13 protein-coding genes are annotated in these 14,494 nt (G+C 67.9%); 4 read left to right on the top strand and 9 right to left on the bottom strand.

The window, feature by feature from the left end; all coding sequences use genetic code 11:
• Positions 1-84: 84 nt before the first annotated feature.
• Positions 85-1,065 carry an antibiotic biosynthesis monooxygenase gene (locus tag PSR88_RS05880; protein WP_016880020.1) on the bottom strand — a complete coding sequence of 327 codons (981 nt, stop codon included), beginning with the start codon at positions 1,063-1,065 and terminating at the stop codon, positions 85-87.
• A 6-nt stretch (positions 1,066-1,071) separates the two neighbouring features.
• Positions 1,072-2,325 carry a multidrug effflux MFS transporter gene (locus tag PSR88_RS05875; protein WP_016880021.1) on the bottom strand — a complete coding sequence of 418 codons (1,254 nt, stop codon included), beginning with the start codon at positions 2,323-2,325 and terminating at the stop codon, positions 1,072-1,074.
• A 232-nt stretch (positions 2,326-2,557) separates the two neighbouring features.
• On the opposite strand from PSR88_RS05875, the gene PSR88_RS05870 reads away from it, so the two are divergent.
• Positions 2,558-3,244 carry a DNA alkylation repair protein gene (locus tag PSR88_RS05870; protein ID WP_016880022.1) on the top strand — a complete coding sequence of 229 codons (687 nt, stop codon included), beginning with the start codon at positions 2,558-2,560 and terminating at the stop codon, positions 3,242-3,244.
• Positions 3,245-3,358: 114 nt separating this feature from the next.
• Here the strand turns inward: PSR88_RS05870 and glnA are convergent, their stop codons facing one another.
• The gene (gene glnA / locus PSR88_RS05865; protein WP_009473800.1) at positions 3,359-4,795 is read right to left on the bottom strand and encodes a type I glutamate--ammonia ligase; all 1,437 of its coding nucleotides are present in this window, start codon (positions 4,793-4,795) and stop codon (positions 3,359-3,361) included.
• A 211-nt stretch (positions 4,796-5,006) separates the two neighbouring features.
• Here glnA and PSR88_RS05860 point away from each other — a divergent pair, with 211 nt between their 5' ends.
• The gene (locus PSR88_RS05860; protein ID WP_009473799.1) at positions 5,007-5,483 is read left to right on the top strand and encodes an RDD family protein; all 477 of its coding nucleotides are present in this window, start codon (positions 5,007-5,009) and stop codon (positions 5,481-5,483) included.
• A 65-nt stretch (positions 5,484-5,548) separates the two neighbouring features.
• On the opposite strand, the gene PSR88_RS05855 is transcribed toward PSR88_RS05860, so the two are convergent.
• The 5 genes from PSR88_RS05855 to sucB all read right to left on the bottom strand — a co-directional run bounded on the left by PSR88_RS05855 (position 5,549) and on the right by sucB (position 10,982).
• Entirely contained in the window at positions 5,549-6,307 is a 759-nt protein-coding gene (locus tag PSR88_RS05855; RefSeq protein WP_005247752.1) for a DUF4191 domain-containing protein, read from the bottom strand.
• A 73-nt stretch (positions 6,308-6,380) separates the two neighbouring features.
• Positions 6,381-7,391 (bottom strand): lipoyl synthase, encoded by a 1,011-nt coding sequence (gene lipA, locus PSR88_RS05850; protein ID WP_005561159.1) that lies wholly within the window; start codon positions 7,389-7,391, stop codon positions 6,381-6,383.
• A gap of 52 nt (positions 7,392-7,443) precedes the next feature.
• A complete protein-coding gene (gene lipB / locus PSR88_RS05845) occupies positions 7,444-8,220 on the bottom strand; it encodes a lipoyl(octanoyl) transferase LipB (protein WP_009473797.1) in 777 nt (258 codons plus the stop codon).
• 48 nt (positions 8,221-8,268) lie between these two features.
• The gene (locus tag PSR88_RS05840; RefSeq protein WP_011594266.1) at positions 8,269-9,159 is read right to left on the bottom strand and encodes a TIGR01777 family oxidoreductase; all 891 of its coding nucleotides are present in this window, start codon (positions 9,157-9,159) and stop codon (positions 8,269-8,271) included.
• Between the two features lie 92 nt (positions 9,160-9,251).
• On the bottom strand, positions 9,252-10,982 hold the full coding sequence (gene sucB / locus PSR88_RS05835; protein WP_011594265.1) for a 2-oxoglutarate dehydrogenase, E2 component, dihydrolipoamide succinyltransferase: 1,731 nt from the start codon (positions 10,980-10,982) through the stop codon (positions 9,252-9,254).
• Positions 10,983-11,311: 329 nt separating this feature from the next.
• On the opposite strand from sucB, the gene PSR88_RS05830 reads away from it, so the two are divergent.
• Positions 11,312-11,650 (top strand): hypothetical protein, encoded by a 339-nt coding sequence (locus PSR88_RS05830; protein ID WP_009473794.1) that lies wholly within the window; start codon positions 11,312-11,314, stop codon positions 11,648-11,650.
• A gap of 66 nt (positions 11,651-11,716) precedes the next feature.
• On the opposite strand, the gene PSR88_RS05825 is transcribed toward PSR88_RS05830, so the two are convergent.
• Positions 11,717-13,234 (bottom strand): leucyl aminopeptidase, encoded by a 1,518-nt coding sequence (locus PSR88_RS05825; protein WP_016880023.1) that lies wholly within the window; start codon positions 13,232-13,234, stop codon positions 11,717-11,719.
• A gap of 121 nt (positions 13,235-13,355) precedes the next feature.
• Between PSR88_RS05825 and gcvT the strand changes: the two genes are divergently transcribed.
• Positions 13,356-14,456 (top strand): glycine cleavage system aminomethyltransferase GcvT, encoded by a 1,101-nt coding sequence (gene gcvT, locus PSR88_RS05820; protein ID WP_016880024.1) that lies wholly within the window; start codon positions 13,356-13,358, stop codon positions 14,454-14,456.
• Positions 14,457-14,494 lie beyond the last annotated feature (38 nt).

The following is a 14,494-nucleotide window of genomic DNA, read 5'->3' as shown; positions in this document are numbered from 1 at the left end:
CACCTTTCTCCAGATGTGAAAACAGACCTCGGTCCTTCACAGTGCTCTGTACCCGAACATCGCGCAGGTGAATCGGAAACTCTGTTACGTGGTCGGGATCATGAACAGCAGGGTGCACACGGCGATCGAAATCCCGAACAGCGCGATCATCACGGCGTAACCGAGGTTGCGCCGGCGGGGTGAGATCGCCGGGTCCATCCACCACCCGAACACCTTGAACGCCGCCGGAACCGCCCACCAGCCGAGGATCTGGGTGGTGACGAGGTTCCCGACGAACAGGGCGACGGCGATCGGAACCCCGTGCGCCTCGATGAACGGTGCGCTGACGAAATGGCCCCAGATCACCACCAGCGGATACAGCACCAGCAAGGCCAGGAGATTGCTTCGGGCGACGGGCACCGGGGGCGGCTCGTCTCCGCCCGCGCCGCGGAACCAGAAGTCGAAACCGTAGCTCGCTTTGCGGATTCGGAGATTCTTGTTGAACTTCTCACCCTCCTTCAGGAGGGTGGCCCGCTCGCGTGAATCCATCCACGCCGCCAGGTTGTCCTCGGTGTCGAAGCTCAGCACGATCGTCCAGTCCTCGGTGATCCCCTGCACCGGTCTCTCGACCTTGTGCCCCCGGAAACCCCGGAACCCCGCCTCGGCGGCGGAGATCTTGCGCTGCCAGTCCATGAACGCCGACTCGTCCTCGGGGTCGACGTGACAGGAGATGACCACCGACGTCGCCGACTGCTCCCGGGTCTGCTCGCCGGTGAGCAGGTGGACGTCCTCGTTGCCGATGAAGGCATGCTTGATCTCCGCCACGAGTTCTGTCCGGCGGTCGCTGTCGAGCCACGCGCGGGCGTCCTCGATGGTGGCGAACCGCAGTACGTCCACCCAGTCGTCCTGCACGGGCGGCGACGGCGGCACGATGTCCTGATCGATGAAACCCGGAACCGTCGCGAGGGCCTCCGCCGCGTGTTTCTGCCACCGTGCGTAGTCGGCGTAACTCGCGTCGTCGATCCGGCGTTGGAAGATCACCGACACCGGGGACGCGGCAGGGCTGCGCGGGTGTGAATGCGGCACGTGAGGTCACCTCCGTTCTGGTCGTGGTGCGGGTGCGGCGGAGGGAGAACCCTGGGACCGCCGGGTGGACGTGGTGAGGAGCAGCAAAATCCCGGCTCCCGCGCCCAGGGTCAGGTACAGCCAGCCCAGCGGTGCCTGGCTGTTCTCCGGCAGCACTCCGGCGACGGCCATCGCCGCACTGACGACGAGATAGCAGGCCGCGGTGACGACACCGCCGATCAGTCCGAGGTTGCGGGTGAACAGTCCGAGGGCCAGCCCGTACATCTGCGGGCAGAGCACTCCGCATCCGGCGAGCGCGAGGCAGGCGCCGATCGTGATGGCCGGTGCGGTGACGACGGACAACCCGGCCGTGACGGTGAGTACGAGTGCGCCCGACACGAACACCCACCACGCGCCGAACGCGAGCCGGCGGGTTCCGACCCGAACAGCCAGCGCACTGCAGGCGAGTTCGCCGAGGAGGTTCGCGCCGCCCACGACCAGCGCCACCGCACCGTAGGCGGCAGGGGAGAAGCCGAGGATCTGCTGGTACAGGAAGGGAGCGACGACACCGAAGACCATCTGAGCGGACGCCATCAGACCGAACACGAGCACGAACCCCACGAAGATGCGGTGACGCAGGGCCGCACCCAGCACCCGCGCCGCGGCGCCGACGTCGACCGGTGCCCGCAGATCCGGCGGAAGGGTCTCCGGCAGTCCCGCGACGACGAGGGGAACGGCGAGCGCCGCGAGAAGCGCGATCAGCCCGAACACCAGACGCCACGAGATGAACTGCACCAGTACCCCGCCCACCGCGGGTGCGACAACGGGCGCCAGCCCCCACGCGGCCCCGAGGAGACCGGACACGGATGTGAGCCGGGCGCCGCGGTAGCAGTCGGCGGCGATCGCGTAAGCGAGGACGAGGCACGCGCACCCGCCGATACCCTGCACGAATCTCAGACCGAGCAGCAGTGTGATGTTCTGCACGAGTGCGCATCCCACGCTGGTGACGACGAGGATCGCCAGGCAGGTCACCAGAGTTCGTTTGCGGCCCACCGCATCCGCGATCAGGCCGACCGGAATGAACGCCAGACTCATGCCCAGCATGTAGGCGGTCACCGTGTTCTGCACGACGGCGGCGGACGCGTCCAGATCGAGCACCATCTGCGGCAACGCCGGAGTGTAGATGTCGAGCGGGATCTGGCTGAGCGGAATCACCAGCAGCAGAATGACCACCACACGGCGCGGAACCGGCACACCGGACGACGTCGTGGGCACTGACATCCCGCATCACCTGCTTCTCGACCCGAGGGGGCTGGAGAACGGAGCAAGTATCCCGAAAGGCTCCGACCGCACGTTTCGCAACGGTCCGTGTGGTCGGTTCCCTGGATCATACGACGCGGCCCGCGGCGCCCGGGCGGGTTCCGGACCGCCCGGCAGGGGGCCGAGACACCACACGGCGGGGGCCGGCGTCCGTCGTAGGCTGAATCCCCCATGTGACGGACAGGAGACTCAGGTGGCCGAGACGGCGCTGACGGAGACCACGGTTGCCCAGGTGATGGCCGAGCTGGCCGAGCTCGAGGACCCGAGGGCACGCGAGGTGAACGAGAAGCACGGTGACGATCACGGGGTGAACCTCGGCAAGCTGCGCGCGCTCGCGAAGAGGCTGAAGACGCAGCAGGAACTCGCGTACCGGCTGTGGGAGACGGGTGACACCGCGGCACGACTGCTGGCGATCCTGATCTGCCGCCCGAAGGCGTTCGAGCGCGACGAGTTGGACGCCATGCTGCGCGAGGCGCGCGCACCCAAGGTGCACGACTGGCTCGTGAACTACGTGGTGAAGAAGAACCCGCACGCCGAGGACCTGCGCCGGGCGTGGTCCGTCGATCCGGATCCAGCGGTCGCCGGTGCCGGCTGGGCGCTGACCACCGAACGCGTGGCGAAGAAGCCCGAGGGCCTCGACCTCGCGGGACTGCTCGACGTCATCGAGGCGGAGATGAAGGACGTCCCGGATCGCCTGCAGTGGGCGATGAACCACTGCCTGGCCCAGATCGGGATCGAGCACGCCGAGTACCGCGCCCGCGCACTCGACATCGGTGAGCGCCTCGAGGTGCTGAAGGACTACCCGACCTCCCCGGGCTGCACGTCCCCGTTCGCGCCCATCTGGATCACCGAGATGGTGCGCCGACAGGGCGGCGAATAGAAGGTTCGACCCGACGACCGCGGCGGCCACCTGCGACCGGACGCAGAAGAGCCCACCCGCGCCGCGATCGGTGTCGTGATCGCGGCGCGAGTGGGCTCGACTGAAGCTACCGACTCACACGTCGTAGTACAGCTGGAACTCGTAGGGGTGCGGACGCAGGTTGACCGGAGCGATCTCCTGCTCACGCTTCAGCGAGATCCACGTCTCGATCAGGTCGGACGTGAACACGCCACCCTCGGTGAGGTAGTCGTGATCAGCCTCGAGGCGATCGATGACGGCCGACAGGCTGGTGGGAGCCTGCGGGATGTTGCGGGCCTCCTCCGGCGGGAGCTCGTAGAGGTCCTTGTCGACGGGAGCCTGCGGCTCGATCTTGTTCTTGATGCCGTCCAGGCCGGCCATCATCTGCGCCGCGAAGTTCAGGTAGGGGTTACCCGAGGAGTCGGGGGCGCGGAACTCGAGGCGCTTGGCCTTCGGGTTGTTGCCGGTGATCGGGATACGCACGGCCGCCGAGCGGTTGCGCTGGCTGTACACGAGGTTGATGGGGGCTTCGTAGCCCGGCACCAGACGGTGGTACGAGTTGATCGTCGGGTTGGTGAACGCCAGCAGCGACGGTGCGTGGTGCAGGATGCCGCCGATGTAGTGACGCGCCATGTCGGACAGACCCGCGTAGCCGGCCTCGTCGTGGAACAGCGGCTTGCCGTCCTTCCACAGCGACTGGTGGACGTGCATACCCGAGCCGTTGTCGCCGAACAGCGGCTTCGGCATGAAGGTGGCCGACTTGCCGTGCTGCCAGGCGGTGTTCTTCACGATGTACTTGAACAGCTGCAGGTCGTCCGCGGCCGCGAGCAGCGTGTTGAACTTGTAGTTGATCTCCTGCTGGCCGCCGGTGCCCACCTCGTGGTGGCCGCGCTCGAGCTCGAAGCCCGCGTTCTGCAGGTTGGTGGAGATCTCGTCGCGCAGGTCGACGTAGTGGTCGTACGGAGCGACGGGGAAGTATCCACCCTTGGGGCGGACCTTGTAGCCCAGGTTGGGGCTGCCGTCGGCGTTCACGTCGTTGCCCGTGTTCCAGGAACCCGAGATAGAGTCGAGCTCGTAGAACGCGCCGTTGATGCCGGAGTCGTAGCGGACCGAGTCGAAGATGTAGAACTCGGCCTCGGCGCCGAAGAAGGCGGTGTCGGCGATGCCGGTCGACTTCAGGTATTCCTCGGCCTTGCGCGCGACGTTACGCGGGTCGCGGCTGTAGGACTCACGCGTGAACGGGTCGTGCACGAAGAAGTTGATGTTCAGCGTCTTGGCCGCGCGGAACGGGTCGAGCTGGGCGGTGGCGACGTCGGGGAGGAGCATCATGTCCGACTCGTGGATCGACTGGAAGCCGCGGACGGACGAACCGTCGAACGCGAGGCCGTCCTCGAAGACGTCCTGGTTGAACGCGGACGCCGGGATCGAGAAGTGCTGCTGCACGCCCGGCAGGTCGCTGAACCGGATGTCGACATACTCGACGTTCTCGTCCTTGATGAACTTGATGACCTCTTCGGCCGTGGTGAACGCCACGCTTGTGCTCCTTAAGTCGCTTCAGCCAAGTGGATATTGGCGAATTCGTCGAGCCAGACGGTAAGGACTTGGTGTTGCCCGCTGGTCAACCTTTTGTTTCGCCCGTGTTACGCGTCGAATCTTCCTGGGCTTTTACACCGGCTGTGACTGCGCACACAGCCCAAACGTCCGGTGTGAGGTCCTCGGAGAGGCGACGCCTATCCTGGACAGCATGGCACGTATCACCGGTTCCTGGCTTTCCGGACCTTCGGCCGCGCTGCCGAACGGCGCGGACGAGACGACGCAGTCCTTCCGCGGCGAGCGCCTCGGATTGCAGGCGGAAGGTCCCGGTTCACTCGCGAGCACGGGACGCCGTCTCGCCGCTCTGATGATCGACTGGGTGTCGTCGGCGGGCGTCGCGGCACTGATCATCGGCGACAACTTCTTCGAGGGTCCGTTCTCGACCGTCACTCTGCTCGTCTGGTTCGTCGTCGGGGTCGCCACGGTGTCGCTGTTCTCGTTCACACCGGGGCAGCTGTTCCTCGGCATGCAGGTGGCGCGGGTGGACGGACCCGCCCGTGTCGGCTTCGTCCGGGCCCTGGTGCGTCAGGCGCTGCTCGTGTTCGTCGTGCCCGGAACCATCACGGACATCGACGGTCGTGGCATGCAGGACCGGGCCACCGGCACCGCCCTGATCCGCACGCGCTGACCCCTCGGAACGTCTTCCGCCCGATGTCGGATCGACATCGGGCGGAGTAGTGGGGCGACAGGCTTCTAGCGACGACGGATGGTGCGCTGCACGCCACGCATCTTCGCGCCGCCGGGCATCGGACCCTTGGGCAGTGCGGCGCCGCCACCGCGGCTGCTGAGCGCGGCGAGCCGCGACTCGATGGCGTCCATCCGCTTGGTGTCGATGTTCTTCGGGAGCTTGTTCAGGTGCTTCTGCAGCTGCGACAGCGGGACCTGGCCCTCGTCGTTGCCGATGACGATGTCGTAGATCGGGGTGTCGCCGACGAGGCGCGCCGTCTTCTTCTTTTCCTGGGCCAGGAGCGACTTCACGCGTTGCGGCGACCCCTCGGCGACGAGGATGACGCCGGGTCGCCCGATCACGCGGTGAACGGCGTCGAGCTGCGTGGTGCCGGCGACCGCGCTGGTCACGCGCCAGGAGCCCTGCATGTTGTCGAGTGCCCAGGCGGCCGCGCCTGCCTGGCCCTCGGCCTTGCCGTACACCGTCTTCTGGACGCGCCGGCCGAAGATGATGAACGCTCCGAGCACGCCGAGGAGGAGACCGATCGGGAGAAGGAACCACTGGAGGCCCCAGATCAGACCGACGAGGAAGAACACCACCGCGAGTCCGATGAGCGTGCCGAGCATGAGCGGCAACAGCAGCTTGTCTTCCTTGCGCTGCATCTGGAACGCCTGCCAGAGCTGAGTTCTGCGTTCCTTCGACGCCTGCCTGCGGGCTGCCTTGGCGGCTGCCTTTGCTTCTTTGCTGGGTTTGCCCGCTTTACCGGATTTACTGCCGTTCGCCATGCTCTTCAGGATACGTCCCTGGCCGTGCGCGGTGATGACCCGTCCGGTGTCGACCACCGCGCACGCGTGGAGGTCAGCGGGCGAGCCGCGCCATGAGGGAACTCGCCTCCTGCGACGCATCGCCGCTTTCGGTGAGATGTGCCTGTCCTGCAGGCAATTCGCGGCCATGGTGGGCCATCGCCTGCGCGTAGAGGCGGCCGGCGCGGTAGGAGGAGCGGACGAGGGGTCCGGCCATGACGCCGGCGAATCCGATTTCCTCGGCGGTCTTGGAGTGCTCGACGAACTCTTCGGGCTTGACCCACCGCTCGACCGGGTGGTGGCGGGGGGAGGGGCGCAGGTACTGGGTGATGGTGATGATGTCGCAGCCGGCGTCGTGCAGGTCGTGCAACGCCTGGGTGACCTCGTCGGGGGTTTCGCCCATCCCGAGGATGAGGTTGGACTTGGTGACGAGGTTGTCTTCGCGGGCGGCGGTGATCACGTCGAGGCTGCGCTGGTAGCGGAACGCGGGCCGGATCCGCTTGAAGATGCGGGGGACGGTTTCGACGTTGTGGGCGAGCACCTCGGGGCGGGTGGAGAACACCTCGGCGAGCTGATCGGGCTTGGCGTTGAAGTCGGGGATGAGCAGTTCGACGCCGGTGCCGGGATTGAGCTGGTGGATCAGGCGGACGGTTTCGGCGTAGAGCCAGGCGCCGCCGTCGGGGAGGTCGTCGCGGGCGACGCCGGTGATGGTGGAGTAGCGCAGTCCCATCGCCTGGACGGATTCGGCGACGCGGCGGGGTTCGTCGCGGTCGAGGTCGTCGGGTTTGCCGGTGTCGATCTGGCAGAAGTCGCAGCGGCGGGTGCATTGTTCACCGCCGATGAGGAAGGTCGCCTCGCGGTCTTCCCAGCATTCGTAGATGTTGGGGCAGCCGGCTTCTTCGCAGACGGTGTGCAAACCCTCGCGCTTGACGAGGCTCTTGAGCTCGGAGTATTCCGGGCCCATCTTCGCTCTCGTCTTGATCCAGTTCGGTTTGCGTTCGATCGGAGTCTCCGCATTTCGGATCTCGAGGCGGAGCAATTTGCGTCCTTCTGGGGCCACAGTCACGCGGTCGATGGTACGCCCGGCCCGTCGCACCCGGCGGGCCGGGGAGCGGTCGTCAACCGTACTGAACAGTAGTGAAAGTGGGAGCGGAGGACGTCGTCCCGGCGGCGGCGGAGTCGAACGTCACCCGCTCGATGTCGTGTTCGGTCACCGGAAGTTCGCCGTCGAGCGCGGCGACGACAGCCGCAGTCACGGCAGGCGTGACCTCCTCGACCGTGACGTCGCGGCCCAGTTCCCGCGACAGCGACGTGACCCCGGCGTCGCGGATACCGCACGGGATGATCGCGTCGAAACCCGTGAGAACGGAATTGCAGTTGAGCGAGAAGCCGTGCAGTGCCACACCACGCTGTACCCGCACCCCGATGGCCGCCACCTTGCGCTCGGGCAGCCACTGCCCGTTGTCGAAGGACGCAGGCAGCCACACACCGGAGCGGCCGTCCACCCGGCCGCACACGATGCCGAGGTCGGTGCACACGGTGATCAGCGCCTGCTCGAGCCGGCGCACGTACCGCACGACGTCGACCGGTTCGGCCAGCTTGACGATCGGGTAGCCCACCAGCTGTCCCGGACCGTGCCAGGTGATTTTCCCGCCGCGGTCGACGTCGATGACGGGAGTGCCGTCGGTCGGACGGTCCTCGGGTTCGGTCCGGCGCCCCGCGGTGTAGACGGCCGGGTGTTCGAGCAGGAGCAGCGTGTCGGTGCCCACGTTCTCGGCGCGTTCGGCCGCCAGCTCGCGCTGTCGATCCCAGGCGTCGACGTACCCGATCGTGCCGAGGTGTTCGACGGAAATCGGGGAGGGGCTGAAACGGGCGGATTGTGTCGCGCTGCTCATGCGCTAGAGGTTACGCCGGGGCAGCCGAGGCACCGCCACGACCTGGGTTCACCGCACGAGAGCGGCGTCGAGCGCTTCCCCGATGGTGTTGTGCCGGAACCGGAATCCCGCATTCTCGAGCACCGTGGGTATCGCGCGCTGTCCGGCCAGAATGCCTTCCTGCGCGAACTCTCCGACCAACGCACTGAGGGCGAACCCGGGAACGATCCACGGCGCGGGGCGATGCAGCGTCCGCGCGACCGCGCCGTTGAACTGGGCGTTGGTGACGGGCGCCGGACCGGTGACATTCACGGGACCGGCGACGTCGTCGCGGGCGAGGACGAACTTGATCGCATCGACCTCGTCCTCCAACGAGATCCACGACAGGTACTGGCGGCCGTTGCCGAGCCGGCCGCCGAGCCCGAACGAATACAGTGTCTTCAGCCTGCCGAGCAGGCCGCCGTGGGGGGAGAGGACGATGCCGCTCCGCAGCAGAACCGTCCGGACCTTCGAGGTGTCGGCGGGGGCGGTCGCGGCCTCCCAGTCGCGGCAGGTGTCCGCGAGGAAACCCGTCCCGGAGGGCGAGGTCTCGTCGACGACCCGGTCGCCGGTGTCGCCGTAGTAGCCGACCGCGCTCGCATTCACGAACACGGGCACCCCGGCCTCGGCGACACCCTCGGCCAGGACGTCGGTGGCGGCGATGCGGCTGTCCCGGATCAGTTGTTTGTACGCCCCGGTCCAGCGTTTGTCGCCGACCCCGACGCCGCACAGATTCACGACCGCGTCGGCGTCCGCGAGGATCCCCGTGTCGATCCTGTCCTTCTGCGGATCCCAGCGCGACTCGTCGGGACCCGCGGACGACCGGCGGACGAGGCGGACGACGTCGTGACCGTCGCCGCGGAGAGACGAGACGAGAGCGGTGCCAATCAGCCCGGAGGAACCGGCGATGACCACTCGCATGTGCAACAGCCTCCTTCACAGCGCAGGGGCACCATCCCTGCTGGAAATGGTGCCCCTGCGAAACTACGTACGGCTCGAAGTCCGGTGTCGGATCAGAGCCCGAGGTCGGCCTCGAACGCTCCCTGCTCCAGACGCTGCTTGATCGTGGTCAAGAAGCGGCCGGCGTCGGCACCGTCGACGAGGCGGTGATCGTAGGTGAGCGGCAGGTAGCACATCGAGCGGACACCGATGCTTTCACTGCCGGACTCGTCGGTCACGACCACGGGACGCTTGACGATCGCACCGGTTCCGAGCATCGCGGCCTGCGGGGGCACGAGGATCGGGGTGTCGAACAGGGCGCCCTGGCTGCCGATGTTCGTGATCGTGAACGTGCCACCGGACAGCTCGTCCGGCTTGAGCCCACCGGAGCGGGCGCGCTTGGCGATGTCCGCGATAGCGCGGGCCAGTCCGGCCAGCGACAGGTCGCCGGCGTTGTGGATCACGGGGGACAGCAGGCCCTGGTCGGTGTCGACCGCGATGCCGAGGTGCTCGGCGTCGTAGTACGTGATCTGCTTGTTCGCCTCGTCGTAGCTGGCGTTGATGTTCGGGTGCGACTTCAGCGCCTCGACGACGGCCTTCGCGAAGAACGGGAGGAACGTGAGCTTGACGCCCTCGCGCTCGACGAAGGTGTTCTTGGCCTGCGCGCGCAGGGCCGCGATCTTGGTGACGTCGACCTCGAAGGTCTGGGTGAGCTGCGCCGTGGACTGCAGCGACTCCCGCGTCTTCGTGGCGGTGATCTGGCGAATCCGGTTGGCCTTCTGCGTGGTTCCGCGCAGGTGCGCAAGTTCGGGGCGGACCCCGGCGGAGGCGGCTGCGGGAGCAGCGGCGGCGGCCGGTGCGGCAGCAGGCGCGGCAGCGGCGGCCGGTGCCTTCTTGGCCTCGGCGGCGGCGAGGACGTCCTGCTTACGGATACGGCCACCGACTCCGGTGCCCGTCACCGAGGACAGATCGACGCTGTTGTCCGCAGCGAGCTTGCGCACCAGCGGAGTGACGTACGGGGTGCTGTCTCCGGACGTGGCCGCGGGAGCGGGCGCGGCGGCTGCGGGAGCCGGTGCGGATGCTGCCGGTGCGGCGGCCGGGGCCGGGGCACTCTTCGCGGGTTCGGGCTTCGCGGGCTCGGGGGCCGGAGCGGGCTCGGGGGTCGGCTCGGGCTTCGGTTCCGCGGCCGGCTTGGCGGCGGGTGCACCCGAACCGATGACGGCGAGCTGACCGCCGACGGAGACGGTGTCGTCTTCCTCGGCGCTGATCTCGAGGAGAGTACCGGCGACGGGGGACGGGATCTCCGTGTCGACCTTGTCGGTGGATACCTCGACGAGCGGCTCGTCCACGGCAACCTCGTCGCCGACGGCCTTGAGCCAGCGGGTGACGGTGCCCTCGGTGACGGACTCGCCCAGTTCGGGCATCTTCACGGCGGTGCCCTCGGCGGAACCGTTGCCGGATGCTGCGGGCGCAGGCTCGTCGGCCGGCGCCTCCGCGGCGGGAGCCGGCTCGGCGGCGGGCTCTTCGGCGGCGGGTGCGGGAGCGGAGTCGGAGGCAGGAGCCTCACCGGCGTCGCCGATCACGGCAAGCTCGCCACCGATTTCCACGGTGTCGTCTTCCTGAGCAACGATCTTGCTGAGAACGCCGGCCACGGGAGACGGGATTTCCGTGTCCACCTTGTCCGTGGAGACTTCGAGCAAGGGTTCGTCAACTTCGACCGTGTCTCCTTCCTGCTTGAGCCACCGCGTGACAGTTCCCTCGGTGACACTCTCACCAAGCGCTGGCATCTGGACGGAGAAGGCCATGTCTTTTGACTCCTCGACAGTTGTGTTCGGGTTGTTGAATTTTGTCGACTTGTGGTCGTGAACCATTGTGCTTCGAGATGCACGTGTCTTGCGTCTACTTGCAGGTAATTCCGATTCGTCGTCACCCACTCGCTGTGTCGGCGCTCCACATCTTTCCATTGATCCGGCGGGCGTGTCCGCCGAGGGGCACCCGTCGGGGACTCCGGTGTGTCGCGACGTAATCGCTACCGGCCAGTAGTTTTCGTGTGCCGCGGAAACCGGGCGTTCGCTGGCAAACTTGGAGGACAGTCGCCGGCATCGCCGGGCGCACGCACTCGAGGAGGCTCGACGTGGGGTTGTTCGACCGATTCTCGCGGCCTCGGTCCGGCCGATCTCAGGCGTCCCCGGAGGACGCCGCGTATCTCGCGAACTGGACTCGCACGCACCTCGGTGTGGAGGCCTACGTGGAGCCTCGGACGACAGTGACGGAAGTCACTGTCGTGCTCGTCGCGGCGGACGGCGAGTGGACCCGGCGCCGGGTGGGCGGTGAACGCGGCGCCCGCAAACTCGGCGAGGATCTCCGCATCCCCGTGTACGACGTCCGCAAGACCGGCTACCCGCAGCGGATGCGTGACCACGACGCGCGGCGCCGCATCGAGCGCAAACGGGAACGCGAGCGCGACCTGTAGGCCCTTCGGGCCCGTGCGCCTTTCTGGTAGCTGCAACAACGAGAAAGGCGCACGGGCGCGGAGCGCCTATCCGTTGGCGGCGATGTCCTCGATCACCGAGATCATGGTGCGCACGGGCACGCCGGTGCCGCCGCGGCCGGTGTATCCCCACGGTCCCGACGAGTTGTAGGCCGGTCCGGCGACGTCGATGTGCGCCCACTGGACGCCGTCGGCGACGAACTCCTTCAGGTACAGGGCCGCCGCGAGCATGCCGCCCCAGCGGTGGTTGGTGACGTTGGCGAGGTCGGCGACCTTCGAATCGAGGTCCGAGCGCAGTTCGGCGGGCATCGGCATGGCCCATGCGTTCTCGCCGATCTCCTGGGAGATGGCGGCGACGCGGTCGCGGAACTCGTCGGTGCCCATGACACCGGGCGTCCGGTTCCCCAGCGCCACCATCTGCGCGCCGGTGAGGGTTGCGGTGTCGATGAGGTAGTCGGGGTCGTCCTCGCACGCGCGGACGATGGCGTCGGCGAGGACGAGGCGTCCCTCCGCGTCGGTGTTGATGACCTCCACCGTGGTTCCGCCGTACTGGGTGAGGACGTCGCCGGGACGCTGCGCGGTGGACGACGGCATGTTCTCCGCCATCGGGACGGTGGCGGTGACGTCGACGGGCAGACCGAGCTTGGCGGCGAGGACCACGGTGGCGACAACGGCTGCGGCGCCGCCCATGTCGGACGTCATGTTCTCCATGCCTGCGGCGGGCTTGATGGAGATGCCGCCGGTGTCGAACGTGATGCCCTTGCCGACGAGCGCGATCTTGGGGGCGTTCCGCTTCTTGGCGGAATAGCTCAGCCGAACGAGTCGCGGCAGCCGGGACGAGCCCTTGCCCACCCCGAGGATGCCGCCGTACCCGTTCTTTTCGAGCGCCTTCTCGTCGAGGACCTCGACCTTCAGTCCGGCATCGGTGCCGAGAGCCTTTGCGCGGTCGGCGAATTCTGCGGGGAAGAGGTGGCTCGGGGGAGTGTTGACGAATTCGCGGGCGGTGGCGACGGCTTCGGCGATCGCCGCGGACCGCGCCAGGGTCTCCTTCGACTCCTTCGCGCGCGGCGACGAGACCAGCAGCTCCACCCGCGAAACGGGCTGTGCGTCGGGGCCGGGGGCGGATTTCGCGGACTTGAATTCGTTGAACCGGTACGCGCCGAGGGCGAAACCTTCGGCTGCCGCACCGAGATCGAGTACGGACAGGGTGGTCGCGACGGTGCCCACACCACTGAGCGACCGCGCCGCGGCGCCCGCGGACTTACGGATCTGCTCGGCGTCGAGCTTTTCGGCCGAACCGAGCCCGACGGCGAGCACGCTGTCGACCGGAAGCGTGTCGGGTGCAGGGATGCGGGTCGTCTCCTCCGCCTTGCCGGAGGCCCCCACCGCGACGAGTGTGTCGAGCAGACCGGTCAGCACCGATTCGTCGACGATGCCGTCGCCGAGCGCGATTTCGGGGCCGTCCGAGGCCGACGTCAGCCCGATCACCAGCACGTCCACCCGCTTGCCGACGGTGCCGGCGAGGGCGAGTTGTGGTCCGAGGGGTCGGGCTGTGTGAGTGCTCACGGTGTCTCTCCTGCAGCGGTTCGGGATCGGGTGGTGTCGGATGGCCGACGTCCGTCCCGATGGTAGTGCTCGTCCGCCGTCGCCTACCCGGTGCGCCCGGGGGTCGGATAAGTTGAGGCCCATGACCGAGGAGCAGTTGTCGCAGGGCCCCGTCCACGCCGCTCACGTCGAACTCGGGGCCACGTTCGCTCCCTTCGGCGGCTGGGAGATGCCCGTCTCGTACGCCGGTGTCGTCGCCGAGCACACCGCGGTGCGTGAATCGGTGGGGGTGTTCGACGTCAGCCACCTCGGCAAGGCCCTCGTGCGGGGCAGCGGCGCCGCCGCCTTCGTCAACTCGGCTCTGACCAACGATCTCGACAAGATCGGGCCAGGCAAGGCGCAGTACACGCTGTGCTGCACGCCGTCGGGCGGCGTGATCGACGACCTGATCGCCTACTTCGTCAGCCCCGACGAGGTATTCCTCGTCCCCAACGCGGCCAACACCGCGGACGTGGTCGCGGCACTGGCCGCCACGGCGCCCGAGGGTGTCACGGTGGAGAACCAGCACCGGGACTTCGGTGTGATCGCCGTCCAGGGCCCGAAGTCGGCCGAGGTGCTCACCGCGCTCGGCCTGCCGACGGACATCGAGTACATGGCCTTCGCCGACGCCACCTGGGACGGGGTTCCCGTCCGCGTCTGCCGCAGCGGGTACACCGGAGAGGTCGGATTCGAGCTGCTGCCGCGCTGGGAGGACAGCGAGAAGCTGTTCCGGGCCGCGGTCGAGCTGGTCCGCGCGCACGGCGGCCAGGTCGCCGGTCTCGGGGCGCGGGACACGCTGCGCACCGAGATGGGATACCCGTTGCACGGGCACGAACTGTCGCTGGAGATCTCCCCGCTCGAGGCGCGATGCGGCTGGGCGATCGGGTGGAAGAAGCCGAAGTTCTGGGGCAAGGAGACGCTCACCGACGAGAAGGAGTCCGGCCCGGCGCGCAAGCTGTGGGGCATCAAGGCACTGGACCGCGGGGTTCTCCGCGCCGGTCAGACCGTCCTGCGCGACGGCGAGTCGATCGGCGAGACCACGTCGGGCACGTTCTCGCCCACGCTGAAGGTCGGGATCGCATTGGCGCTGCTCGACTCCGGGGCCGGCGTGTCGGCGGGAGACGAGATCGCCGTGGACGTCCGGGGACGCTCGCTGCGCGCCGAGGTGGTGTCTCCGCCGTTCGTGGAGATCAACACCAAGTAAGCGCCTGTCGCGGAGGACCTGTCGGCCGTGGGGCGGCG

The sequence above is a fragment of the Rhodococcus sp. DK176 genome, assembly GCF_038447315.2.
GTDB lineage: Bacteria > Actinomycetota > Actinomycetes > Mycobacteriales > Mycobacteriaceae > Rhodococcus_F > Rhodococcus_F jostii_A.
Note: the sequence above shows the minus strand (reverse complement) of the source record. Positions and strands in the feature narration are given on the sequence as shown.